Here is a 25292-nt window from a genome sequence, read left to right as displayed (position 1 = left end):
AACGTGAGCGACCCGGGCGACTCCGTCCGGCGCGACGACGGCGAGCAGGCCGACCACCACGCCGACCACGTCGACGCGGCCCGGCGCTCGGCGCTGCTCGACGGCACGATCACCGAGTTCTTCACCGGTGTGAGCCACGAGTTCCGCACCCCGCTGTCGCTGATCATGGGCCCGTTGGAGGTGCTGCTCGGCTCGTCCGATCCCGTCGTGCGGGAGGAGGCGGGCGTCGCGCAGCGCAGCGCGCAGCGGATGCTCAAGCTGGTCAACACGCTGCTGGACGTCTCGCGGCTCGAGGCGGGCCACACGGACGCCGTGTTCGCCCCGATCGACCTCGGTGCCCTCACCGGCGAGCTCGCGGCCCTGTTCACCGCGCCGACCGAGCGGGCCGGGCTGCGCCTGGACATCGACTCGCCGCCGTCGGGCCGTCCGGTGTGGGCGGACCAGGACATGTGGGAGAAGATCGTCCTCAACCTGCTGAGCAACGCCCTGAAGTTCACCTTCGAGGGCGGCCTGCGGGTGCGCACCCACCTCGCCGACGAGCACTTCGTGCTGGAGGTGGCGGACACCGGCACGGGGGTCCCGGAGGCCGAGGTGCCGCGGCTGTTCGACCGCTTCCACCGGGTGCCCGCCGCCCGCGCCCGCTCGCGCGAGGGCAGCGGGATCGGGCTCGCCCTGGTGCGCAACCTGACCGAGGTGCACGGCGGCACCGTCGAGGTGTCGAGTGTGGACGGTGAGGGGACCCGGTTCACGGTCCGGCTGCCGCTCGGGTTCGCCCACCTGCCCGCGGAGAACATCACGCTCGGCAAGCCGCCCACGGCGCCGCACCCGCGTCCGGAGACGTTCGAGCCGTTCGTCGCCGAGGCCCTGCGGTGGACCCCGGCGCCGGTGGAGGAACCGGGCGGGTGGGTCAGCCCCCTGCCGCCCGAGGTGCCGGGCCCGCCCAGCGGTCGGGTCCTCGTCGTCGACGACGACCCGGACATGCTCGACCACCTGCGCAAGCTGCTCAGCGCGCACTGGTCGGTGCAGGCGGTGGCGAGCGGTGCGGCCGCGCTGGAGCTGGCCAGGGTCGACCCGCCGGACCTCGTCGTGGCGGACGTGATGATGCCCGAGCCGGACGGCATCGCCCTGCTGCGTGCCCTGCGCGCGGACGCGCGCACCGCGGGGCTGCCCGTGGTGCTGCTGTCCGCGCGGGCGGGTGAGGAGGCCGCGGTCGAGGGTCTCGCGGCGGGCGCGGACGACTACCTGGTCAAGCCGTTCTCCGCGCGCGAGCTGCTGGCCCGGGTGGCCAACCACCTGCAGCTCGGCCGCGTGCGCCGGGACGCCGAGCTGCGCTTCCGGGCCATGGCGAACTCCACGCCCGCCCTGATCTGGGTGGACGACGCGGGCGGGCACCGTGTGTTCGTCAACCGCGGCTGGCTGGACTTCACCGGCGCCGACCCCGGCTTCGAGCTGGGCCTGGACTGGCGGGACCGCATCCACCCGGACGACCGGGAGCGCTACCGCTCGGTCGTCACCGCGGCGACGCGCGCGGGAGCCCCGTTCGAGGTGGAGTACCGCCTGCGCGGCGGCGACGGGCGGCACCGGTGGGTGCTGGACCGCGGCGCCCCGGTCGGCGAGGGCGACGGGCGGACCGGCGGGTACGTCGGCGGCTGCCTGGACATCGACGACCGGCACGCCGAACAGCGCCGCCACCAGCTCTACGCCGACCTCGGCGAGATCCTCGACCGCGAGGTCACCCGGGCGGACCGGTTCGCCGCGCTCGCCCGCGCCCTCGTCGACGAGGGCCTGGCGGACCTCGTGCGGGTGTTCGTCGACGACGGCCGCGGGGGCCGGTCCGGCCTCGAGGTGCACACCTGCGCGGCCGCCGACCCGGGGCGGGAGGCCGCCCTGGGGGACCTGCCCGGCCTGCCGGTCCTCGACGAGATCTCCGACGAGCCGGTCCTGCTGGACCCCTCCGCGCTGGCCGCGATGCTGGCCCGGATGCCCGCCGACCAGCGCGAGACGTGGGAGCGCACCGGGGCGCACTCGGCGCTCGTGCTGCCGCTGCAGGCCCGCGGCAAGATGCTCGGCCTGCTCGGGGTCGCCCGCTGCGGCGACTCCCCGGTGCTCGACGGTCCCGATCTCGCCGTGTTCGGCGAACTCGCCCGCCGTGCCGCCGTCGCCATCGACAACGCCCGGCTGCTGGAGCAGGAGCGGGCGGCCGCGACCCGGCTCGGGCTGCTGCACACCGCGACCGCCGAGATGTCCGCCGCGGCCACCCCGGAGGAGGTCGCCCGGATCGCCTCCAGCCACCTCGTCGCGCTGCTGGACGCGCCCACCGCCGGGGTCTGGCAGTCCGCCGGGCGCGGCCTGCGGCTGCTGTCGCTGCACGGGTGGGTCGGCGAGGTGCCCGAGGAGCTGGACCGGATCTCGCTGCTGCAGCCGAGCCCGGCGGACGCGGTCCGCTCCCGCCGCCCGCTCTGGGCGGAGTCGACCGCGCAGCTCGCCGCCGAGCACCCCCGGACCGTCGAGTGGATGGGCCGCTTCGGGCTGCGCGCGGCCTGCTGGCTCCCGCTCGTGGCGGGCACCCGGGACCTGGGCATGGTCGCGGTGGGATTCACCGAGCCGCGGGTGTTCACCGCGAGCGACCGCGAGGCCGCGCTCGCCGTGGCCGAGCTCGCCGCGCAGGCCCTGGACCGCTCGCTGCTGCTGGTCGCCGAGACGGAGGGCAGGCGGCTCGCGGAGCGGCTGGGGGCGGTCGCCACGGCGCTGTCGCGCGCGACCGACATCGAGTCCGTCGCCGACGTGATCCTCGCGCACGGGCGGTCCGCGATCGGCGCGGACGCCGTGGTCGTCCTGCTGGCGGACGACGAGCGCGCCCTGCACGTGCTCGCGGCCGAGGGCTGGGAGACGACCGGGTTCGGGCCCGTCACCGGCACCCACCCGTTGGCGCAGGTCGTGCACTCCGGCGAACCGGTCTGGGAGTCCACCGGGCTGCCCGATCCCTACCCGGCGGGCACGGCCGTGCCGCTGCTGGTGGCGGGCACGGCGATCGGTGCGGTCGGGCTCGGGTTCGGGTTCGCCGAGGAGCCCGCGTTCGGCCCGGACGAGCGCGGGTTCGTGCTGACGTTGGCCAGCCAGTGCGCGCAGGCGATCATGCGCGCCCGGCTGCACCAGGCCGAGCACGAGGTCGCGGTGACGCTGCAGCGCAGCCTGCTGCCGTCCGAGCTGCCCGAGATCGAGGGGCTCACGGTCGCCACCCGCTACAACCCCGGCACCGAGGGCACCGAGGCGGGCGGGGACTGGTACGACGTGTTGGACCTGCCGGACGGGCGCACCGCGCTGGTCGTCGGGGACGTCGTCGGCCGCGGCCCCGGCGCCGCGGCGGTGATGGGCCAGCTGCGCAGCGCCCTGGCCGCCAACCTGGTCAACGGCGCACCGCCCGCGACCGCGCTCGAACAGCTGGACCTGTTCGCCCGCCGGGTCGCGGGGGCGCGGGCCAGCACGGTGGCCTGCGCGATCGTCGACACCTCGACCGGGGCGCTGCGCTACGCGTGCGCCGGGCACCCGCCGCCGATGGTCGCGGGCGACCACGGGGTCCGCGCCCTCGACGGCGGCCGCGGCACCCCCCTCGGGGTCGTCGGGCGCCCGCCGTACGTCGAGGCGGACGGCCGGATCGACCCCGGCGAGACGATCCTGCTGTGCTCGGACGGGCTGTTCGAACGGCGCACCGAGGTGGTCGACGACGGGCTCGACCGGCTGGCCGCGACGTTCGGCGAGCTCGCCCACCACCGTCCGCCGGACATGGTCGACGCCCTGCTGGAGCGGATGCTCGACGCCGCGGGCGCCCCCGACGACACGGTGGTGGTCCTGGCCCGCCGGGTGCCCGAGCCGTTCACCCGGTCCATGCCCGCCGCCCCCGAGGTGCTGGCGCCCATGCGCCGCGCGATCGCGGAGTGGGCCGCCGGGTGCGGGCTGGACGTGGACGCCGTCACGGACCTGCAGCTCGCGGTCGGCGAGGCCGTCACCAACGCGGTCGAGCACGCCTACACCGGCGGGCCCGAGCCCGGCGCGGACGCGGTCGCGCTGTCGCTGGAGCTGCGGCCGGACGGCTCGGTCGCGGTCCGCGTCGCCGACCACGGGCTGTGGCGGCCGCCGCCCGCGGATCCCGGCTTCCGGGGCCGGGGGCTGGCCCTGATCCGCGAGCTCGCGGTCGACGTCGAGGTGCTGGCCGCGGACGACGGCACCGAGGTCTGGTTCCGCATGCCCGCGATGCCCGTCGAGATCTCGGTGCGGGCGGGGACGGCCCCGCTGCCCGGCGGCCCGGCGGACGTCCCCGCCGGCGGCGCCGACAGCGCCGGCAGCGCCGGCAGCGCCGGCAGCGCCCCGCCGCGGGTCACCCGGCTGCGCCGCTGGGCGGACGAGCACGCCGTGCGGCTGCACGTCGAGGGCGACCTGGACCTGGCGGGGGTCGCCGCGGTGCGCGGCGACCTGCTGGCCGCCCTCGAGCGCGGCGGCACGCTGGTCCTCACCCTCGCCGCCGACTCCTACGTGTCCAGCGCCGGGATCGCGGTGCTGTCCGAGCTGGCCCAGCGCGCGCGGACGGCGGGCACGGACCTGTCGGTCGTCACGGCGTCCGAGAGCCCGGCCCGTCGGATCCTGGTGCTCGCGGGCCTCGACACCCTCGTGGGCAGCTCCGGCTAGACCGCGCACGGACCGGACATTTACCGGACATTGTGCGGTGCGTCCCTCCCGGCGGGAGAGGGCTGGGATTTCCGCGACGGCGTGTGTACAACGGTGGAGTGATGCCCGCCTGGAACCTCGGCCCCATCTGGGAGAGCCGTCGCGGGTACGTCTTCGACGAGTGCTGTCGCCCCGGGAACTGACTCCCGGCCCGACCCCCTCGCGAGACACTCTGGAGTACTGCCGTGCGTGCGCCCACGCCGCTGTCCCTGCACGACCTCACCGCCCTCACCCGCACCTACGCCGCCGAGGTCGCGGCGGGCCTGCACCCGGTCCAGGAGGACCCGTTGCACCGCTGGTCGCGGCGCCTCGTCGCGGACGACGTCGTGGACGTCTGGCTGATCTCGTGGACCACCGACCAGATCGCCGAGCTGCACGACCACGCCGGGTCGCTGGGTGCGCTGACCGTGGTGCGCGGTGAGCTCGTCGAGCAACGGTGGGTGGCGGGCCGGGGCCTGCGGTCGCGGACGCTGCACACCGGCCGCGGGGCGTCGTTCCCGCTCGGCCACGTCCACGACGTCGCGAACACCCGCGCGGAGACGGCCGTCAGCGTGCACGCCTACTCGCCGCCGCTGACGGCGATGAGCTACTACGACGTGAGCCCGGCCGGGATCCTGCGGCGCACCCGCACCGAGCTCACGACCGAGCCGGAGAAGGCGCCTGAGACGGTGTCCGTGTGACCGTCGACGAGATGCTGGCCGCCGCCCGGGAGAAGCTCGACCGCGTGGGCCCGGCGCAGGCCGCCGACCTGCTGCGCGCCGGCGCCCGGCTGGTCGACATCCGGCCCGGCTGGCAGCGCGTGCGGGAGGGGGACTTCCCCGACGCGGTGGTGATCGAGCGCAACCACCTCGAGTGGCGCCTCGACCCCACCTCGGCGGCCCGGATCGCGGAGGCCGACTCGCACGACGTCCAGTGGATCGTGGCGTGCTCCGAGGGCTACACCTCCAGCCTGGCCGCGGCCGCGCTGCAGGACCTCGGCCTGCACCGGGCCACCGACCTGGTGGGCGGCTTCCGGGCCTGGCAGGCCGCCGGACTACCCGTCCGGGAGTCCGACGGGGCGCCGCCCGACTATGCGGCTGCGCCGCCCGTGCGTGGTAAGTAGTGCTCTAGCACCACTTGCCGCGCACGAGCGGCGGCGCCGCAGGTCAGGCGAAGGCGCCGATGCCCGTCACGTCCTTGCCGACGATCAGGGTCTGCATCGTCTCGGTGCCCTCGAACGTGTGGATGGCCTCGATGTCCGCCCAGTGCCTCGCGACGTGGTGCTCCAGGAGGATCCCGTTGCCGCCCAACATGTCCCGCGCCGTGGAGAGGATCCGCCGTGCGGCGCGGGTGTTGTGCATCTTGGCCAGCCCGGCCACGGTCGGGGACAGTCGCCCGGCCTCGGCGAGGCGCCCGATCTGCATGCAGTAGAGCTGCATGCCGGTGAGGTCGGCGAGCATGTGCACCAACCGCTCCTGCACGATCTGGAAGCTCGCGAGCGGCTTGCCGAACTGGCTGCGCTCCGTCGCGTACCGCAGGGCGGCGTCGTAGCCCGCGGTGGCGTGGCCGAGCGCCATCCACGCGCAGATCCCGCGGGTCGTGGCGAGCACCCGCGCGCAGTCCGCGAACCCGTTCGCCTCGGCGAGCCGGTTCTCCTCCGGCACCCGGACCCCGGTCAGCACGATGTCGGCCTGGTGGATCGCCCGCAGCGACACCTTGCCGCCGATCACGGTCGCCGCGTACCCCTCTGCGGGGGTCTCGACGACGAACCCCTTCACCTCGCCGTCCTCGGTGTCCCGGGCCCAGACGACGACGAGATCGGCCACCGCGCCGTTGCCGATCCAGCGTTTGCGCCCGTCGAGCACCCAGTGGTCGCCGTCTCGCCGGGCGGTCGTCTCCAGCGCGACGGAGTCCGAGCCGTGGTCCGGCTCGGTGAGTGCGAAGGCCCCCAGCTTGTCCATCGTGGACATCGCGGGGAGCCAGCGCTCCCGCTGCTCCGCGCTGCCGCACATCGCGATCGACTGCATCGCCAGGCCGGCGTGCACACCGAGGAACGTGCCCAGCGACCCGTCGCCCCGGTGCAGCTCCATGTGCACCAGGCCGCAGGCCAGCGGGCTCATGCCCGCCGCGCCGTACCCGGTGATGGTCTCGCCGACGATCCCGAGCTCGGGGAGCCTGCGGACCAGGTGCCACGGCACCTCGGCCCGCTCCCAGTAGTCCCCGATGTCGGGCAGCACCTCGGTGTCGACGAACGTGCGGACGGTGGCGAAGCGGGTCCACTGCTCCTCGGTGAACTGCTCGCGCACCGAGAAGAAGTCCGTGCCCAGCGCCTCGCCGAGATGGGCGTACTCCATGGGGACAGCCTGGCAGGTCGGGCCGCGTGGCGCCCGCCCACTCACAGGGCGTCGAGGGCCTTCTGGATCCGCTTGACGCTGACCGGGTAGCGCGTCTTCATCGGCTGCGCGTAGAGGCTCACGCGCAGCTCCTCGATCATCCAGCGGATCTCGACCAGCGGCGGGGGCGGGTCCACGCCCGGGGGGAGGGCGGCGAGCTCGGCCGCGTACTCGTCCTGGACCTCGTGGACCTGGGTGGTCCACTCGGCGTCCCGGGCGGGGTCGACGCGGAGCTTGTCGATGCGGACGGCGAGGGCCTGCAGATAGCGGGCGACGTCCGCGAGCCGGGCCGCGCCCGCCTGCTCGGCGAAGTGCGGACCGGTCAGCTCCTGCAGCTGGGCGCGGATGTCCGCGGGCGGGTTCCGCAGCTCGGCCAGCGCCGCCTGCACGGGGTGCCAGCGCTCCAGGACCGCACGGACGGCCTGCAGGACCTGCATCGTGGCGCTGCCGAGGTGCTGGGCGAAGACCCCCGAGAGCGAGGCGAAACCCGCTGCGTCCCAACAGGGTCCGCCCGCGCGGGCGATGAGGTGGTCGGCCGCGCACAGCACGCAGTCCGCGATCAGCGCGTCGAGGCCGCCCTGGGGGTTGCGGGCGATCGTGAGCCTGGCCCGGGGGTCGAGGCCCCGCTGCACCTGCTTGGCCGGGCTGGGGGTGGCCAGCAGCAGCAGTCTGCGGACGCCGCGGCGGTGCGCGGAGTCCCGCTCGGCCTCGGTGGCGAACACGCGCACGTCCACCGAGTCGCCGCGGTCGACCAGGCCCGGGTAGCCGGTCACGACGTGGCGGCCGCGGCGGATGGCGTGCTCCCGGGGCAGGTCGCCGAGGTCCCAGGTGGTCAGCCCGGTGCGTTCGATGTCCCGCCCCGCGGCGGCGATCTCCTCGCGCACCTTCGGCGCGAGCTGCTCGCGCAGCGCCTCCAGGTCGGTGCCGCGGGCGACCTCGCGACCTTTCTCGTCGAGGACGCGGAAAGTCACGGTGAGGTGGTCCGGGAGCCGGGCGAGCTCCCAGTCGTCCCGGTGGATGACGACGTTCCGCATCCGGCCGAGCTCGCGCTCCAGCCCGTCGAGCAGGGGCTCGTCCTGGTCGCGCAAGCGGGACAGCACCGCGCGGGCGTGGTCGGGGGCGGGGGAGAAGTTGCGGCGGAGGGTCTTGGGCAGCGTCTTGATCAGCGCCGTGACCAGCTCCTCGCGCAGCCCGGGGACCTGCCAGGTGAACGGCGTCGGGTCGACCTGGTGCAGCGCGGCGACCGGGACGTCGACGGTCACGCCGTCCGTGTGGTGGCCCGGCTCGAACGCGTACGACAGCGGCAGGGACAGCCCGCCCGCGGCGACGTGGTCCGGGTAGGCGGCGCGGTCGATGCCGCGGGCCGCCTCGGTCTCCAGCATCTCCGCGGTGAAGTCCAGCAGGTTCTTGTCCGGCTCCTTCCGCCACCAGGAGTCGAAGTGCCGCCCGGACACCACCGAGGCGGGGATCCGCTTGTCGTAGAAGGCGAACAGGGTGTCCTCGTCCACGACCAGGTCCCGGCGCCGGGCGCGGTGCTCCAGCTCCTCGGCGTCCTCGAGCAGCGCACGGTTGGCGCGGAAGAAGCGGTGCCGCGTCTCCCAGTCGCCCTCGACGAGCGCGTGCCGGAGGAACAGGTCGCGGGAGACCTCGGGGTCGACCCGGCCGAAGTCCACGGTGCGGTCGGCCACCACGGGGATGCCGTACAGCGTGACCCGCTCGGTGGCCACCGCGCTCGCGCGCTTGCGCGACCAGCGCGGCTCCGAATACGTCCGTTTGACGAGATGTCCGGCGAGCGGCTCGATCCACTCCGGCTTGATCGACGCGACGGTGCGCGCCCAGAGCCGCGAGGTCTCGACGAGCTCGGCGGCCATGACCCAGTGCGGCGGCTTGCGCGCCAGCGCCGACCCCGGCCAGATCGCGAACCTCGCGTTGCGGGGGCCCAGGTACTCGCGGGCGCCGCGCTTGTCCCCCTTCTTCTCGGTGCGCTCCTCCAGCAGCCCGACCTGCGAGAGCAGCCCGGACAGCAGCGCCTGGTGGATCCGGTCGGGATCGGCGGGGGCGTCGTTCGCGGTCATCCCCGCGGAGCGGGCGGCCTGGCGGAGTTGGCCGTGCAGGTCCCACCACTCGCGGATCCGCAGGTAGTGCAGGAACTCCTCGCGCAGGGTGCGCCGGAACCGGCTCCCGCTCAGCTCGGCCCGGCGCTCGGCCAGGTAGTCCCAGAGGGCCGTGTAGGCCAGGAAGTCCGAGCCCGCGGCGGTGAAGCGCCGGTGCTGCTCGTCCGCGGCCTGGCGCTGCTCGGTGGGCCGCTCGCGCGGGTCCTGCACGCTCAGCGCCGCGGCGATCACGAGCACCTCGCGCAGGCACCCGGTCTTGTTCGCCTCCACCAGCATCCGGCCCAGGCGGGGGTCGACGGGCAGCCGGGAGAGGGCCTGGCCCACCGCCGTCAGCCTGCCGTGGTCGACGGCGCCCAGCTCGTGGAGCAGGGCGAGGCCGTCCGCGACGTCCCGGCGGTCCGGCGGCTCGACGAACGGGAACGCGGAGATCTCGCCGAGGTCCAGCGCGATCATCTGCAGGACGACCGAGGCGAGGTTGGTGCGCAGGATCTCCGGGTCGGTGAACTCCGGGCGGGCGTCGAAGTCGTCCTCGGCGTAGAGCCGGATGCAGATGCCGTCGCTCGTCCGGCCGCACCGGCCCGCGCGCTGGTTCGCCGACGCCTGGGAGATCTTCTCGATGGGCAGCCGCTGCACCTTGAGCCTGCGCGAGTACCGCGAGATGCGCGCCGTGCCGGTGTCGATCACGTACCGGATGCCGGGCACGGTTAGGGACGTCTCGGCGACGTTGGTGGACAGCACGATCCGGTTGCCCGGGTGTGCGCTGAAGACCCGCTGCTGCTCGGCGGTGGTCAGGCGCGCGTACAGCGGGAGGATCTCGGTGTTGCGGAAGTCCCTGCGCTGCAAGGCTTCCGCGGTGTCCCGGATCTCGCGTTCGCCGGGGAGGAAGACCAGGATGTCGCCGGGGCCCTCGCGCTGCAGCTCCGCCACCGCGTCCGCGATCGCGTCGATCTCCTCGCGGTCCGGGTCGGCGTCCGCGTCGTCCGGGTCGACGACGGGCCGGTAGCGCACCTCGACGGGGTACGACCGGCCGCTGACCTCGACGATGGGGGCGTTCCCGAAGTGCCGGGAGAAGCGCTCCGGGTCGATCGTCGCGCTGGTGATGATGACCTTGAGGTCCGGGCGGCGCGGCAGGAGCTGCGTGAGGTAGCCGAGGATGAAGTCGATGTTGAGGCTGCGCTCGTGGGCCTCGTCGATGATCAGTGTGTCGTACTGCAGCAGGTCCCGGTCGCCGGTCAGCTCGGCGAGCAGGATGCCGTCCGTCATCAGCTTGACCATGGTGCGGTCGCCGACCTGGTCGGTGAAGCGCACCTTCCAGCCGACGACGTCGCCGAGCTCGGTGTGCAGCTCGTCCGCGATCCGGGTGGCGACGGTGCGCGCCGCGAGCCTGCGCGGCTGGGTGTGCCCGATGATCCCGTCGACGCCGCGGCCCAGCTCCAGGCAGATCTTCGGCAGCTGGGTGGTCTTGCCGGAGCCCGTCTCGCCGGCGACGATCACGACCTGGTGGTCCCGGATCGCGGCGGCGATGTCGTCCTTGCGCTGGGAGACCGGGAGCTGCTCGGGGTAGCTGATCCGGGGGACGGCGGCGCGGCGGCGCTCGCGGCGGTGCTCGGCCGCGGCGATCGCGTCGGCCACGGCCTGCTGGGCGCGGCCGTCTCCGGAGCGGCGGGCGCCGTGCAGGCGCCTGCGCAGGCGCTCGGCGTCCGTGCTGCGCAGCTCCGCGACCCGCTGCTCGAGGTCGGCGAGCACGTCGTCCGGCAGAGCGGGGAGCGCGGGCTCGGTCCGGCGGCGGGGCGCGCCGTCGGTCGGGGAGGACGTGCTGGTGGGGCCGGGCGCGTTGCCCCGCTGTGCGGGTGCGCTCCGGCCCCGGGAGCCGCGCCGGCGGGGTCGTCGGCCGCGGCTCCCGTCGCCGCTCGCGGCGCTGCCGGTGGGTTCGGCTGCGGCCTGCGAGGCGGCGGGTCCGGTCGCTGTGGTGGGAGCACCGGACTGGGCGGGGGAGTCCGCGCGGGAGCCGGGGTCTCCGGCGCGCACGTCGTCCCCGGTGGATCGGGAGGAGGTCATCGTGAGGTCAAGTCTGCCAAGTCGGGGCGAGAGAGGTGCCCGGCGGGCCTTCTCTGCAACGGGACGGCTGCCGGAGTTGTTCCCGCGAGCCCCGAGCCCGCCGAGAGGAACCTGAGGGCGATTCCGACCCGTGCGGAATCGCCCTCAGGTTCATCTCGGCAGCATCTTCTCGAAGGCGGACCAGGCCTGCTCCAGGGCGGCCTCGCGGTCCGGGGCCGCGGCGATCCACAGGGCGGCCTCGTTCAGGGCGCCGTTGAGCAGGGGGGTGAAGGCCGGGGCGAGTCCCGCGGCGGCGACGCCCTCGGCCAGGAGCCGGGTGCCTGCGGCGTCGTGCGCCCGCCAGACGGCCCACCCCAGGACGGCGGGGGCGTCGACGAGCAGGATCCGGCGGACCTCCGGGGCCACGGCGGCGGCGAGGAACGCCCGGCAGCCCCGTTCGAGCTGCTCGCGGGCGTCTCCGGTCGCCGCGGCGGCAATGGCCTCGGCCACCTCGCGCTGCACCTCGGCCAGCACGGCCTCGAACAGCGCCTGCTTGCTGCGGTAGTGGTGGTAGACCGCCCCGCGGGTCACGCCCGCCGCGGCGGCGACCTCCTCCAGCCCGACGTCGGCGTAGCCGCGGGCCACGAACAGCTCGCGCGCGGTGGCCAGCACCCGGGCGGCGGTGGCCTCGGCCTGCGCCTTCGTCGCACGTGCCACGGGGCCCCTTCCACTTACGTACAGGATGCATGTATAACATACGTACAGTCTGAATGTATGGGAGTGTGGCGATGACCCCGACCAGCGTGTACCCGGTCCTGATGAGCGCGGACGTGCCCGCGGCGGCCCGGTTCTACCGGGAGCGGTTCGGCTTCGAGACGACGTTCGAGGCGGACTGGTACGTCAGCCTGCGGAACGGGTCGTGGGAGCTCGCGATCCTCGATCCCGCGCACGAGACCGTCCCCACCGGCTACGGGCGACCCGTCGCGGGGATGCTGCTGAACCTGGAGGTCGAGGACGTGGACGCGGAGTACGCGCGCCTGCAGGACCTGGAGATCGTGTTGCCCCTCCGGTCCGAGGCGTTCGGCCAGCGGCACTTCATCGTCGCGGCACCCGACGGGGTGCTCGTCGACGTGATCACGCCGATCCCGTTCACCGGCGCGTACGCCGCGAAGTAGGTGTCCGAGCCGAGCGCAGGTCGCCTCGCGGCGAGTGGCACACCGCGGCTCCAGCCTGACGGTATTCCGCGGCGGCGGTTATCTATTGCGGCCCGGGGACACTGCATCGCCCGGCTCGGACAGGTGGTTCAACGGGTGACCCCCGGGAGATGTTCCCGAGGCCCGGTTCCGTGTGCTGCGTCACGATCGCAGCGCGGCGACCAGCCCGTCGTTGTAGGGGGTCCAGGCCTGCACGGCCCACTCGCCGAACGTGCGGTCGGTCAGGACCACGGCCGCCGCGCCCAGCTCCGGGTCCACCCAGAGGAACGTCCCGGCCTGGCCGAAGTGGCCGAACGTGCGCGGCGAGTGCGTGGTGCCGGTCCAGTGGGGCGACTTGCCGTCCCGGATCTCGAAGCCCGCACCCCAGTCGTTGGGCCGCTGGGAGCCGTAGCCGGGGAGCACGCCGTCGAGCCCGGGGAAGACGACGGAGGTGGCCGCGGCGAGGGTCTCCGGGGCGACGAGGGTCGGCTCGAGCAGCTCGGCGGCGAACCGGGCGAGGTCGGTGGCGGTGGAGTACGCGGCGTGCCCGGCGGGCCCCCGCAGCTCGGTCGCGGTCATGCCCAGCGGTGTGCAGACGGCCTCGGCCAGGTACTCCGGGAACGGGATCCCGCTGGCCTTCTCCACCGTCTCGCCGAGCACGGCGAACCCGGTGTTGGAGTAGATCCGCCGCGTGCCTGGCTTGGCCTGGACCTGCATCGAGTCGAACGCCAGGCCCGAGGTGTGCGCGGCGAGGTGCCGGACCGTCGCGCCCTCCGGGCCTGCCGGGTCGTCCCACTCGACGGCGCCCTCCTCGACGGCGACGAGCAGGGCGTAGGCGGAGAGCAGCTTGGTCACCGAGGCCAGCCGGAACTCCCGGTCCAGGTCCCCGGCCGTCGCGACGACCGCACCGCCCCGGACGACGGCCGCCGCCACGTGGTCGACGGGCCAGTCCAGCAGTGCTCGGGTCGCGCGGGGGAGATCCATGGACCCATCCTCATCTGAAGAAGGCCGGGACGTCGACCGGGCCTCCCTTCGCGGCGAACTCCTCGTGGACGGCGGCGCGCAGGGCGTCGTCCACCAGGTAGTCCAGGGCGGTCAGGGCGAGGCCGTCGGCCCCGTCCCGGACCCCGCGATCACCCGTCTCGCTCCCCGCCGCCGCGGCGAACCCGACGGTGTGCAGGGCGGCGGTCGGGCCGGCGATGGCGAGCATCGGGTGGATCGCGGGCATCCGGTAGGAGAGGTTGCCCAGGTCGGTGGATCCGGTGAGGAACTCGGGGACGACGCCGGGTGCCAGCGGTGTCCGCCCGCGTTCGACCTGGCGGGCGGCCCACCGCCCGGCCAGCGCCGCGTTCTGCCGGATCGGCAGGTAAGGGGGCTTGTCGTCCCAGGTCACGTCCACGGTGCAGCCGTGCATCCGGGCGGCGCCGTACGCGATCTCCGCCACGCGGTGGGCGAGGTCGCGCAGGGTCTCGGGCTCCATGGAGCGGACGTAGAACAGCAGCGCGGCCCGGTCGGGGACGACGTTGGGGCGCGCGCCGCCGTCGGTGAACGTGCCGTGCAGCCGGTCGCTCGGGGGCAGGTGCTGGCGCAGCGCGGCGACGGCGGTGTAGGCGGCGACGGCGGCGTCGAGCGCGTTGCGGCCCATGAACGGCTGGGCCGAGGCGTGCGCGGCCACCCCGTGGAACACCATCTCGACCTGGCGGCGGCCCAGGAACGGGTGCATCGCGACGTCGTGGCTGAAGGGGTGCAGCATCACGACGGCGTCGACGTCGGCGAACAGGCCCGCGCGGGCCATCGTCTCCTTGCCCCCGCCGCCCTCCTCGGCGGGCGTGCCGAACAGCGTGACCCGGCCGGGTGCCCGGCCCGCGAGGCCGAGGAAGGCGCCGACGGCGGTCGCGCAGATGACGTTGTGGCCGCAGCCGTGGCCGATGCCGGGGAGGGCGTCGTACTCGGCGAGGATCCCGATGTGCGGGCCGTCGTCCGAACCGGTGGTGCAGCGCAGGTCGGTGGGCAGGGCGGTGCCGATCTCCGCGGTGTGCCCGTGGCGCGCGAGCAGGTCCGCGACGGCCCGCACCGAGCGGTGCTCCGCGAAACCCGTCTCGGGGTGGGCGTGCAGGTCCCGGCTCAGCGCGACGAGCTCGTCCCCCAGCGCGTCGACCGCCGCCCGCACCGGTGCGCACAGCTCGGCCGGTGCCCCGGTGAACGCGCTGGTCAGCGGCTCGGCGCGGGCGACGGCCGCCTCGGTGGCGGCGACGAGGGCGCGCAGGTACGACTCGTCGGGCTGGGCGGGACCGGTCATGGGGCGGAGGGTAGCGCCGCGAGCCCCGGGTTCCGTGCTCGCGAGTCCTCGCGGCTCAGTCCGAGGAGGACGAGGAGGACGAGGAACCGGAGTCGGAGGAGGACGAGCCGGAGTCGAACGAGCAGCTGGCGCCGTCCGCGGACCACGAGTCCCCGGAACCGCAGGCCCCGGCGTCCGACCACGTGCTCTGCCCCGTCCAGTCCGGGTAGGAGTCCGTGCTGCTGCTCGACCACCGGTGGGGCTCCGACCCCGCCACCCGGTACGGCCCGGCGGGGATCCGCAGCTGCGACACCGCCCGCCTCGTGCGCGTCGTGATCGTCAGCACGACCAGCGCGATGATGCTCCCCGCCACCACCGGCACGGCGAAGAACACCGCGGGCCAGCCCAGGACCAGCGACAACAGGACGATCACGGCCGCGTCCGAGGCCACGACCAGCGGCACGATCCACCGAGGCATCACGGGTCCTCCCTCTCTCGCCCCGTACACGAACGAGCGGGTCGGCACGTCACAGGTCGTGAGTGGGCCGGGGGACGGCAGCGGCGGAGCCGCGGGGTGGGTGAGCGCAGTGGTGCCCTGGCACTACTTTCCGCGCACGGGCGCGAAGCGCGTGTCCTCGATGCCCAGGGCGCGCATCTTGCGGTAAAGGGTCGATCGGGCGATGCCGAGGCGTTCGGCGGCGGCGAGCTTGTTGCCCCGCGCGTCCCGCAGGGCTTCGAGGATCGTCTCGCGTTCGGTGCGGCGCAGCGTCGGCAGCGACGGCGACGCGGCGCGCCGGTGCTCGGCGGGCAGGTGGGCGAGCCCGATGTCCCCGCCCAGCGCCCGCAGCCGCGCCGACGCCAGGACGGCGCCCAGCTCGCGGACGTTGCCCGGCCAGCCGTACGCCTGCAGCGCCTGCAACGCCGCCGGCTGCAGGCGCGGCGCGGGGGAGGGCGTGCGGAGCAGGGCCGCCGCCACGTCGGGGAGGTCCTCGGGGCGCTGCCGCAGCGGTGGCAGCTCGATCCGCGCGCCGAAATGGTCGAACAGGCGGGCGGCGGGGTCGCTCGCGGTCGCGACCACGCGCGAGGTCCCCAGCAGCGCGGCCACGACCGGGGCCAGGTCCGCAGGCAGCGCGTCCAGGTGTCGCAGGATCACCGGCCCGCGCCGCAGCGCGTCCTGCAGCTCGGCGGTCCAGGTCGGCGAGACCGCCGCCAACGCCGCGTCGAACACGGCGGCGCCCGGCAGGATCCGCGCGGCGACCCGGGTCTTGCCGGTCCCCGGCTCGCCGGTGACCAGGACGTCGAGCCCGGAACGGGTGGCGGCGCCGACCTCGGCGAGGGCCCGGCGCCAGGCCGCGCTGCGCCCGGGCAGCTCGGGGTCGGACGTGGCGGGCCTGCGGTGCGGGGAACCGGCGCGGTCCCCGCGCAGCTCGATCAGCACACCCGCGTCGGGGACCATCCGGGCGCGCGCCGAGACGACCGCGCCGCCGTGCAGCCGGACGTCTCCCGCGCACTCGCCCCGCCGCGTCATCGCGTCCGACGCCCACTCCCACAGCAGGGCGTGGTCGCTCGGGTCGAGCAGCGTGGCGGCCGCGGTGGTGGTGATCAGGAAGTCCTGGTTGAGCGTGACGACCGCGGCGGACGTGCGGCGGGAGGCCTTCAGGAACTCCTCCAGGAGCATCCGCTCGCGCAGCGACGACTCCGCGTACATCCGCGACTCGATCTCCCGCGCCGCGGAGAGCATGAGCGGGGTCATCAGGTCGTTGGTGTCGTCGTAGCGGCAGCAGACGTCGAGCACGCCCATCAGCCTGCGGTGCACGGGATGGCGCAGCGGCGTCCCGACGCAGGTGAAGCCCTGCAGGTTGTCCCGGTAGTGCTCGGCGCCCGCGATCCGCACCGGACCGGACGCCTCCAGCACGCTGCCGATGCCGTTGGTGCCGATGTGCTCCTCGCCGAACTGGGAGCCGGGTACGCACAGCACCGTGTCCAGGTGGCGGGAGAGGGTGCGGCCGTCCGCGCGGCGGTCCAGGATGCGGGCGTCCGCGTCGGCGAGGATGACCGCGGTCCCGCCGGTCAGCTGGTCGGCGAGCCAGTCCAGGACGGGTGTGGCGGCGGCCGTCAGCAGCCGGTTGGCCCCGTCGAGCAGCGGCGCGTAGGGGACGCTGTCGTCGCTCGGGGCGACCCGGGACAGTCGGCTGCGACGCCAGGACGAGGCGATCTCCGGGCGCAGCCGCGCGTCCGGGCGGTCCCCGGATAGGAACCCCTCCCGGGCGGCCCGGACCAGGCGTTCCCGCTCGTCGACGGTCATGGGCACCTCCGCGTCGTTGCGGCGTCCCCCGAGTCAACACGTCCCGGGTCCCGTCCGACTGTCCCAGAACGCGACAGACATGACGACCGTTCGGGTGGTGTCGCGAAGTCGGACACTCTCGGCGGGCGCCCGGCCGCATGCTCCTCGGCCATGGCGAGCGCGGAGTCCGCGGAGCTGCGGACGATCTACCAGAGCTGGAGCGACCGGATGGCGGCGGCGCCGGACATGGACCTGCCGACGTTGCGGGACCTGTTCGAGGAGTGGCACCTGCCCACCGCCGAACCGACCGGGGTGACCTACGAGGAGGTCGACGCGGGCGGACGGCCCGCGCTGTGGTGTCTGCCGCTCGACGCGGCCGACGACCGGGTGCTGCTGTACCTGCACGGCGGCGGTTTCGTCGTCGGGTCGATCGCGACGCACCGCAAGCTGGCGGGCCATCTCGCGAAGGCGGTCGGTGCGCGGGCGCTGGTGCTGGACTACCGGCTCGCGCCCGAGCACCCGTTCCCGGCGCAGGTGCAGGACGCCGTCGCGGCGTACCGGTGGCTGCTCGCGCAGGGCTACGCGCCCGAGCACATCGCGACGGCGGGCGACTCCGCGGGCGGCAACCTGGCGATCAGCACCGTCCTGGCGCTGCGCGCGGAGGGCGTCCCGCTGCCCGCCGCGATCCTGCCGATGTCGCCCTGGCTGGACATGGAGCACGTCGGGAAGACCCTGGAGGCCAACGCCGACACCGACGCGCTGGTGCAGCGCTCCGTCGTCGAGGCGATGTCCGGGATGTTCCTCGGCGAGGACGGGGACCGGCGCGACCCGCTGGCCAATCCGCTGCACTGCGACCCGACCGGCCTGCCGCCCTGCTACATCGCCGCGGGCGGCCACGAGACCCTCCTGGACAACGCCGAGCTGTTCCACGAGAAGGCCCGCGCCGCGGGTGTGGACGCGACGCTCGAGATCACTCCGGAGATGCAGCACGTCCACCCGTTCTCCGCGGGCCGCGCGCCCGAGGCGGACGCCACGATCGCGGCGATGGCGGCCTGGGTCCGCCCGCGCCTGGGGCTGGAGGCCCGATGAACACCTACGACGTCCTCATCGTCGGGGCCGGGTTCTCCGGCCTGGCCATGCTGAACCGGGTCCGCGAGTCCGGGCTGTCCGCCCGGGTGATCGAGGCGGGCGCGAACGTCGGCGGGACCTGGTTCTGGAACCGCTACCCGGGCGCCCGCACCGACAGCGAGTGCTACTACTACTGCCTGTCCTTCAACAAGGAGCTCGTCGCGGAGTGGACCTGGTCCGAGCGCTACCCGGGGCAGCCGGAGATGCAGCGCTACCTGGAGTTCGTGGCCGACCGCGCCGACCTGCGCAAGGACATCACGTTCTCCACGCGGGTCACCGCCATGGAGTACCGCGACGAGGGCTGGGACGTCTCGCTGGACTCCGGTGAGCAGCTGCGCAGCCGGTACGTCGTGACGGGGCTGGGGTTCCTCACCGACCCGCACGTCCCCGACTTCCCCGGGCTGGACACGTTCTCGGGCGACCTGCACCTGACGTGCCGGTGGCCCGCCGAGGGCGTGGACCTGCGGGGCAAGCGGGTGGGGGTCATCGGCACGGGGGCGACCGGGGTGCAGGCGATCCCGGTGATCGCGCAGGAGGCGGCGGAGGTGGTCGTCTTCCAGCGCACGCCCAACTACGTGGTCCCCGCCCAGAACCGGCCGATGGACCCGGACGAGATCGCCGACCTCAAGGCCCGGCACTACGAGATCCTCGCCAAGGCCCGCGCGCACTCCTTCGCCATGCCGTTCGACGCGGGCCACGGCGCGGCCATGGCGGTCGACGAGGACGAGCGGCGGCGGATCTTCTCCGACGGCTGGGCCCGCGGCGGCTTCCGGTTCCTCTTCGAGACCTTCGACGACCTCATCCTCGACCCGGCGGCGAACGAGGCGGCCGCGGAGTTCATCCGCTCCAAGATCCGCGAGATCGTGCACGACCCCGCGACCGCGGAGCTGCTCTCGCCGCGCGGCTACCCGTACTCCGGCAAGCGGCCGCCCGCGGGGCACGACTACTACGAGGCCTACAACCGGGACAACGTCCGGCTCGTCGACGTCTCGGCGAAGGGTGCGCCGATCCAGGAGATCACCCCGACCGGGCTGCGCACCGCGGACGCCTCCTACGAGCTCGACGTCCTGGTCCTCGCCACCGGCTTCGACGCCGTGACCGGTGCGCTCACGGCCATCGACATCCGCGGCCGGGACGGGATCACGCTGAAGGAGAAGTGGCAGGACGGTCCGCTGACCTTCCTGGGCACCACCACGGCGGGCTTCCCGAACCTGTTCATGATCACGGGTCCGTTGAGCCCGTTCGCGAACCTGCCGGTGTGCATCGAGAAGAACGTCGAGTGGATCGGCGCGGCGCTCGACCACGCGGCCGGGCGGGTCGTGGAGGCCACCGAGGAGGCCGAACAGGACTGGGCGCGGCAGACCCGCGAGGCCGTCGAGCCGACCCTGCTGACGGAGGGCGAGGGCGTGCACACCTGGTTCCTCGGGGCGAACATCCCGGGCAAGGCGCGCGGGGTGAACGTCTGGTTCGGCGGCGCGAACAACTACTTCCGGATCTGCGACGACAACGCCGAGCAGGGCTTCCCCGGTCTCACCCTGCGCTGACGCACCCGTGCGTGGTAAGTGGTGCCAGAGCACCACTTACCACTCACGAGCGACGGAGTCGCCGATGGCGAGCTGGAGGACCGGCACCTCGGGCTGGCGGTATCCGCCGTGGCGCGGCACCTTCTACCCGACGGGGCTGGCACAGCGCCGCGAGCTGGAGTACCTCTCCCGCGCGGTGTCGTCGATCGAGATCAACGGCTCGTTCTACTCCATCCAGACCGCCTGGCCGAGCTGGCGGGACGAGACGCCGGAGGACTTCCTGTTCTCGGTGAAGGGCCCCCGGTTCGTCACCCACATGAAGCAGCTCAAGGACGTCCGGGTGCCCGTGGCGAACTTCCTCGCCTCGGGCGTCCTGGCGTTGGGCCCCAAGCTCGGGCCGATCCTCTGGCAGCTCCCGCCGCGGATGCTGTTCAAGCCGGACCGGATGCGCGAGTTCCTCGCCCTGCTGCCGCGCACCACCGCGCAGGCCGCGGAGCTGGGCACGGAGCACGACGAGCGGATCGCGAACCCCGTGCTGCACACGGACGACCGACCGCTGCGGCACGCGATCGAGGTGCGCCACGAGAGCTTCCGGAACCCGGAGTTCCTCGGGCTCCTGCGTGAGCACGGGGTCGCCCTCGTCGTGGCCGACACCGCGGGCAAGTGGCCCTTCCTGACCGAGGTGACCGCGGACTTCGTCTACTGCAGGCTGCACGGCAGCGAGGAGCTCTACGTCTCCGGCTACACCCCCGAGGCGCTCGACGCGTGGGCCGAGCGGATCCGCGGCTGGCTCGCCGACGGCCGGGACGTGCTCGTCTACTTCGACAACGACGTCAAGATCCGGGCGCCCTACGACGCGATCGCGCTGGCCGAGCGCCTCTCCTGAGCCACCCGGTGGGCGACCAGCATCCGCCGCCCCACCAGCACCCCGGCGCCCGCGACCAGCATCGCCGCCGCGGACACGAACCACGCCACCGTGAACGACGCGTGCGTGGCGAGGAACCCGAACCCGATCGGCCCCACGAACCCGCCCGCGTAGACCCCGACCTGCACGATCGCCGTCGCCGCGGCGGGGGCCGAGGGGTTGAGCCGCACGACCGCGTACTGCAGCAGCCCGGGCCACGACCAGCCCAGGCCGAACCCGAGGACCACCCCGGCGATCAGCGTGACCGGGCCGGGGACGGCGAGGAGCGCGAGCCCGACCGCACCGGAGAGCAGCGAGCCCGCGACGAACGCGATGTGCGCGCCGCTGCGTCGGTCCGCCAGATAGCCGTGCAGCATCCGCATGACCAGGCCGACGACGCTGCCGAGGGTTAGGACGAACCCGGCCGTCCCGGGATCCACACCTTGATCCACAGCTGCGGACACCAGGAAGATGCCGAGGCCGGTGGCGGCCGCGGCGCCCAGCCCCGCGGCGGCGCCGATGACCGCCAGCGCACCCGTCGCGCGGTCCTCGGGGACGGCGCGGTCCCGCGTGGCGGGCCCCGAACCCCGCGGCGCCGCGGCCAGCGCGGTCAGCGCCAGCCCGGCGGCGATCACGAACGCCCACCGCCATCCGACGGTCAGTGCGACGGCGGGCACCGCCACCCCGGCCAGCAGCGTGGCCAGCGGCACCGACGCCTGCTTGACCCCGAACGACAGCCCCATCCGGTGCTCCGGCATCGACCGCGCCAGGGTGAGGTTGGAGGAGAGCTGGCCCATCACGTTGCACCAGGCGCCGCACAGCAGGATCGCCACGAGCGACGCGTAGTTCCACGGCACCAGGCCCGTGAGCAGCATGAACCCGGCCGCGCCGCACACCGCGACCCGGCTCGTGCGCCGCGACCCCCACCGCTCCACGAGCTTGCCGACCGGCAGCGACGCCAACGCCGACACGCCGAAGTAGAGCGCCACCACGAGCCCCAGCGCCGCCGGGTCGAAGTGCAGCTCCGCCCCGATCTGGACGCTCAACGCGCCCAGCAGGAACACCGGCAGGACCGTCGAGGTGGTGATCGCGACGGCCCCCGCCCCCACCCGCACCGCACTCTGCTCAGCCATCGTGAGCAAGGCTAAACGGCTCGTGAGTGGCGATGGTCGCCAGAGCGACCATCGCCACTCACGGGCGCTTGCGCAGCTCGAACTTCTGGATCTTCCCGGTGCTGGTCTTGGGGAGGGACTCGACGATCTCGATCTCGCGCGGGGCCTTGTAGCGGGCGATCGTCGACTTGACGTGCTCGATCAGCTCCTCCGGCGTCGCCTCGCCGGAGAGCACCACGAACGCCTTCGGGCGCTCGCCCCACTCCTCGTCCGGCACCCCGATCACGGCGGCCTCCAGCACCGCGGGGTGCGAGACGACGGCCTGTTCCACCTCGATCGTCGAGATGTTCTCGCCGCCGGAGATCACGATGTCCTTCGCCCGGTCGCGGAGCTCGACGTAGCCGTCCGGGTGCACCACGCCGAGGTCCCCGGAGTGGAACCAGCCGCCCTCGAAGGCCTTCTCGGTGGCCGCGGGGTCGTCGTAGTAGCCGGTCATGACGTTGTTGCCGCGCATCACGACCTCACCCATGGTCGTGGCGTCCGCGGGCACGTCCCTCATCTGTGCGTCGACGACCCGGACCGCGTCCGTCTGCAGCATCCCGACGCCCTGCCGGGACTGCAGCCGCGCCCGCTCCTCGGGGTCGAGGCCGTCCCACGCGCGCTGGTACTGGTTGACGGTGTAGGGGCCGTAGGTCTCGGTGAGGCCGTAGACGTGCACGATCCGGAAACCCATGCGTTCCATCTGCAGGATCGTCGTGGGGCTGGGCGGCGCCCCGGCCGTCGTGACGACGAGCTGGTAGTCCAGCTGCCGCGCCTGCTCCGCCCGCATGATCGTGGTGACGACGGTGGGGGCACCGTTCAGATGCGTCACCCCGTGCTCGCCGATCAGCTCCCAGATGCGGTCGCCGCGCACCTCGCGCAGGCAGACGTGGGTGCCGCCGACGCCGGTGACCGCCCACGGGGTGCACCAGCCGTTGCAGTGGAACATCGGGAGCGTCCACAGGTAGACGCTGTCCGGGGTGAACCCGGAGTGCACGATCTCGCCGAACGAGTTCAGGTAGGCGCCGCGGTGGCTGTACTGCACCCCCTTGGGGCGCCCCGTGGTGCCGGACGTGTAGTTGATCGAGATCGTGGACTCCTCGTCCGCGACCTCCCACGGGATCGGGGCCTCGGTGCCGCGGGCGAGCAGGTCGTCGTAGCGCACACCCGAGCCGACGCCGTCTCCCGGGTCGGCCGGGTCGATGACCGTGATGATCTCCTCGACGCTCTTCAACCCGGACGCCAGCGGGGCCACCCGGGGGTGCAGCGCGGCGTCCACGACCAGCAGCTTCGCGCCGGAGTGGTCGAGGATGTACCGGATCTCCTCGGTGGACAGCCGGGTGTTGATCGCGACCAGCACGGCACCCGCCAGCGGCACCGCGAAGTGCGCGACGAGCATCTCCGGCAGGTTCGGCAGCAGGTAGGCCACCCGGTCACCGGGCTGGATCCCGGAGCCGCGCAGGCCGTGCGCCACCCGCGTGACCTCGGCGGCGAACTCCGCGTACGTCGTGCGGCGCTCGCCGTAGACGATCGCGGTGTGGTCGGGATACACCTGCGCCGAGCGGCGGAGCAGGGCCAGCGGGGTCAGCGGGGTGTGCCAGACCGGCGTCATCCGTCGATCCTGACCGCTCCGGCGCCGGCGTGCTACCCCTGTGACGGGATGTCTGACGGGTCAGGCATCCCGTAGCGTGATGGCGGCTTTCGGGCAGGCCCGAACGGCCTCCTCGACCTTGGCCCGCAGGGACTCGGGCGGGTTCTCGTCGAGGACGTAGAGGAAGTCGTCCTCCCGGACCTCGAAGACCTCGGGCGCGGCCGCCATGCACAGCGCGTTGCTCTCGCAGAGGTCGAAGTCGACTGTGACCTTCATGCCCTCATGGTGCTCCCCGCAGCCGCGGACCGCCGGACTGAGGACAGCCTTCCTCGACGTCAGCGCTGGTCACGGCTTGGCCTGCAGTCGGGAGCCCACGGGGGTCAGCTCCCGGGTACGGGCACACGGGGGCGTCGGCTCGACCGCGAGCGCCGCCCGCGCCGCCTCGGCCAGGAGCGACGGCGCCGGCGCGGGCGGGGTGGTGACGGGAAGGCGGGCGGCGGTGGGCGGCGGCGCCGCCCGTGCCGGGGCGGGCTCGGGGGGCGCGGCGCCCACGGCGACCGCCGCCGTCGCCAACGCGGCGACGACGAGCAGGCCGAGGACGGCCGCGGACACGGCGACCACTCGGGTGCGGAGCATCGGTCTCTCTCACGAACGGGGGAGCGACGGCCGGGGAGCGGACCGTCGACTCCTCATCGGGTGAGAGACCGGCGCGTTACACGATCGGGTGACTACTCCGAGCCCGTCAGCCGCGCGTAGACGACGACGTTGTCCCGGTAGTTGCGGGTGGCGGCGTCGAACTCTCCGCCGCAGGTGATCAACCGCAGCTCGGACCCCGCGGTGTCCCCGTAGACGTCCTCGGTCGGGAAGGCCGACTTGTCGTACCGGGCGACCCGGTACGCGGTGAAGACCGCGGTGCTCCCGTCGGCGCGCGGCACCCTGATCCGGTCGCCCTCGCTCATCGCCTTCAGGTTGGTGAACGCCCCGGGGACGCCCCGGTAGTCCACGTGCGCGGCCAGCACCGCGGGGCCCGGCGCGCCGGGTGTGGGGCCGAGGGTGAACCAGCCGACCGTCGTCGCGTCCGGCGGGACCTCGAGCGCGCCCGCGCGGTCGATCCCGAGGCGCATGAGCGGGCCCGAGCGCACCCCGATCGTCGGTACCTCCAGACCCACCGGGTCCGACGGCGCCAACGCGGCGATCGGGGCCGCGGCCGGTCGCGTCGCGGCCGGCTCGGCCGCGACGGGTGCGGGAGCCGGCGCCGGGGCGGGGGTCGGGGTGCTGCAGCCCGCCAGCGCGGCCAGCAGCAGGGCGGCGGCGAGCGCCCGGACCCTCATCGGAGGCCGGACCCGCCCGTCGCGACGCCCCCGAGCGGGAACACCGCGACCTGACGGCCCTCGGTGCCGAACGCGTTCTCGCAGGCGATGCCGTCGTCGTCCGCGTCGAGCCGCTCGGGGTCGGAGGGGTTCGCGGTGAGGGCGGCCTGCGCCTCGGCCTGCGTGGCGAAGTCGGCGCAGTCGCGGTCGCCGACGGCCGGAGGCGTGCTCGCACCCCCGTTCCCGCCCGCTGTCGCCACGAACACCGGAGCGGCCTCGTGGGACGGCTCCGGGGCGGGCTCCTCGTGCTCGGAGGTCTCCTCCACCGGCTCGTCGGCGGGGTCGGCAGGCGTGGTGGGGGTCGTGGTCACCGGCGCCTCGGTGCCGCTCGTGGGCGCACCCGGAAGCGACTCGCACGGGATCCCGTCGCCGTTCCGGTCCATTTCGGCCGGGCGGCCTTGCGCCCTCCAGTAGGCGTCCGCCTCCGCCCACGAGCTGAACGTGGTGCAGTTGCGGAGGTCGTCGGCGGCGGCCGGTGCGGCCGTGCCGAACAGGAGCGCCGCGGACGCGGAGACGAGTACGGCGGCGAGTCGGGTCGTGCGGGAAGGCATGCGTGTCCCATCGGTCGGGCTCGGCGGTCGCGTCCCTGCGACCGCCGTGCCCGACCTATCGCCCTCATTACCCC

20 protein-coding genes are annotated in these 25292 nt (G+C 74.1%); 7 read left to right on the top strand and 13 right to left on the bottom strand.

Translation table 11 applies throughout. The annotated features are described in order from the left end of the window. Positions 1–3 precede the first annotated feature (3 nt). From L3X23_RS22325 to L3X23_RS22315, 3 genes are all read left to right on the top strand, one after another. Complete coding sequence (locus L3X23_RS22325) at positions 4–4683, top strand: SpoIIE family protein phosphatase (RefSeq protein WP_237194239.1); 4680 nt, start codon at positions 4–6, stop codon at positions 4681–4683. 224 nt (positions 4684–4907) lie between these two features. Continuing rightward, positions 4908–5402, top strand: coding sequence for a cysteine dioxygenase family protein (locus L3X23_RS22320; protein ID WP_237194237.1), 495 nt, complete (start codon positions 4908–4910; stop codon positions 5400–5402). Positions 5403–5413: 11 nt separating this feature from the next. Further along, positions 5414–5824 (top strand): rhodanese-like domain-containing protein, encoded by a 411-nt coding sequence (locus tag L3X23_RS22315; RefSeq protein WP_237198097.1) that lies wholly within the window; start codon positions 5414–5416, stop codon positions 5822–5824. 43 nt (positions 5825–5867) lie between these two features. On the opposite strand, the gene L3X23_RS22310 is transcribed toward L3X23_RS22315, so the two are convergent. The 3 genes from L3X23_RS22310 to L3X23_RS22300 form a co-directional block, all read right to left on the bottom strand. Continuing rightward, a complete protein-coding gene (locus L3X23_RS22310; RefSeq protein ID WP_237194235.1) occupies positions 5868–7055 on the bottom strand; it encodes an acyl-CoA dehydrogenase family protein in 1188 nt (395 codons plus the stop codon). A gap of 41 nt (positions 7056–7096) precedes the next feature. Next, positions 7097–11266, bottom strand: a complete 4170-nt coding sequence (hrpA, locus tag L3X23_RS22305) for an ATP-dependent RNA helicase HrpA (protein WP_237194233.1) — start codon at positions 11264–11266, stop codon at positions 7097–7099. 150 nt (positions 11267–11416) lie between these two features. Then, positions 11417–11962: a TetR family transcriptional regulator gene (locus L3X23_RS22300; RefSeq protein WP_237194230.1), complete on the bottom strand. Its 546-nt coding sequence runs from the start codon at positions 11960–11962 to the stop codon at positions 11417–11419. A 71-nt stretch (positions 11963–12033) separates the two neighbouring features. Between L3X23_RS22300 and L3X23_RS22295 the strand changes: the two genes are divergently transcribed. Next, complete coding sequence (locus L3X23_RS22295) at positions 12034–12420, top strand: VOC family protein (protein WP_237194228.1); 387 nt, start codon at positions 12034–12036, stop codon at positions 12418–12420. A 180-nt stretch (positions 12421–12600) separates the two neighbouring features. Here the strand turns inward: L3X23_RS22295 and L3X23_RS22290 are convergent, their stop codons facing one another. The 4 genes from L3X23_RS22290 to L3X23_RS22275 all read right to left on the bottom strand — a co-directional run bounded on the left by L3X23_RS22290 (position 12601) and on the right by L3X23_RS22275 (position 17021). Continuing rightward, positions 12601–13422 (bottom strand): serine hydrolase, encoded by an 822-nt coding sequence (locus L3X23_RS22290; protein WP_237194227.1) that lies wholly within the window; start codon positions 13420–13422, stop codon positions 12601–12603. A 10-nt stretch (positions 13423–13432) separates the two neighbouring features. Continuing rightward, positions 13433–14737, bottom strand: coding sequence for an amidohydrolase (locus tag L3X23_RS22285; RefSeq protein ID WP_237194225.1), 1305 nt, complete (start codon positions 14735–14737; stop codon positions 13433–13435). Between the two features lie 55 nt (positions 14738–14792). Continuing rightward, entirely contained in the window at positions 14793–15194 is a 402-nt protein-coding gene (locus L3X23_RS22280; RefSeq protein ID WP_237194223.1) for a hypothetical protein, read from the bottom strand. 123 nt (positions 15195–15317) lie between these two features. Next, positions 15318–17021 carry a sigma-54-dependent Fis family transcriptional regulator gene (locus L3X23_RS22275; RefSeq protein ID WP_237194221.1) on the bottom strand — a complete coding sequence of 568 codons (1704 nt, stop codon included), beginning with the start codon at positions 17019–17021 and terminating at the stop codon, positions 15318–15320. A gap of 150 nt (positions 17022–17171) precedes the next feature. On the opposite strand from L3X23_RS22275, the gene L3X23_RS22270 reads away from it, so the two are divergent. The 3 genes from L3X23_RS22270 (at position 17172) to L3X23_RS22260 (ending at position 20537) form a co-directional block, all read left to right on the top strand. Next, positions 17172–18089, top strand: coding sequence for an alpha/beta hydrolase (locus L3X23_RS22270; protein ID WP_237194214.1), 918 nt, complete (start codon positions 17172–17174; stop codon positions 18087–18089). Beyond that, positions 18086–19672, top strand: a complete 1587-nt coding sequence (locus tag L3X23_RS22265) for an NAD(P)/FAD-dependent oxidoreductase (RefSeq protein WP_237194213.1) — start codon at positions 18086–18088, stop codon at positions 19670–19672. Before L3X23_RS22270 ends, L3X23_RS22265 begins: the two co-directional genes overlap by 4 nt. A gap of 64 nt (positions 19673–19736) precedes the next feature. Beyond that, entirely contained in the window at positions 19737–20537 is an 801-nt protein-coding gene (locus L3X23_RS22260) for a DUF72 domain-containing protein (protein ID WP_237194212.1), read from the top strand. Here the strand turns inward: L3X23_RS22260 and L3X23_RS22255 are convergent. The 6 genes from L3X23_RS22255 to L3X23_RS36260 all read right to left on the bottom strand — a co-directional run bounded on the left by L3X23_RS22255 (position 20501) and on the right by L3X23_RS36260 (position 25218). Then, on the bottom strand, positions 20501–21688 hold the full coding sequence (locus tag L3X23_RS22255) for an MFS transporter (RefSeq protein ID WP_237194211.1): 1188 nt from the start codon (positions 21686–21688) through the stop codon (positions 20501–20503). The two genes, L3X23_RS22260 and L3X23_RS22255, sit on opposite strands and share 37 nt — an antisense overlap. A gap of 58 nt (positions 21689–21746) precedes the next feature. After that, on the bottom strand, positions 21747–23318 hold the full coding sequence (locus L3X23_RS22250; protein ID WP_237194210.1) for an acyl--CoA ligase family protein: 1572 nt from the start codon (positions 23316–23318) through the stop codon (positions 21747–21749). A 60-nt stretch (positions 23319–23378) separates the two neighbouring features. Next, positions 23379–23573 carry a ferredoxin gene (locus L3X23_RS22245; protein ID WP_237194209.1) on the bottom strand — a complete coding sequence of 65 codons (195 nt, stop codon included), beginning with the start codon at positions 23571–23573 and terminating at the stop codon, positions 23379–23381. 69 nt (positions 23574–23642) lie between these two features. After that, entirely contained in the window at positions 23643–23933 is a 291-nt protein-coding gene (locus L3X23_RS22240; protein WP_237194207.1) for a hypothetical protein, read from the bottom strand. A 92-nt stretch (positions 23934–24025) separates the two neighbouring features. Continuing rightward, entirely contained in the window at positions 24026–24628 is a 603-nt protein-coding gene (locus L3X23_RS22235) for a class F sortase (protein WP_237194205.1), read from the bottom strand. Beyond that, positions 24625–25218, bottom strand: a complete 594-nt coding sequence (locus tag L3X23_RS36260) for an excalibur calcium-binding domain-containing protein (RefSeq protein ID WP_308116930.1) — start codon at positions 25216–25218, stop codon at positions 24625–24627. The genes L3X23_RS22235 and L3X23_RS36260 overlap by 4 nt, the downstream gene beginning before the upstream one ends. Between the last annotated feature and the right edge of the window lie 74 nt (positions 25219–25292).

Origin of the sequence: Pseudonocardia sp. WMMC193 (assembly GCF_021728735.1) — a bacterium.
GTDB lineage: Bacteria > Actinomycetota > Actinomycetes > Mycobacteriales > Pseudonocardiaceae > Pseudonocardia > Pseudonocardia oroxyli.
The sequence above is the reverse complement of the archived record's forward strand: the minus strand, read 5'-3'. Positions and strand labels throughout refer to the sequence as shown.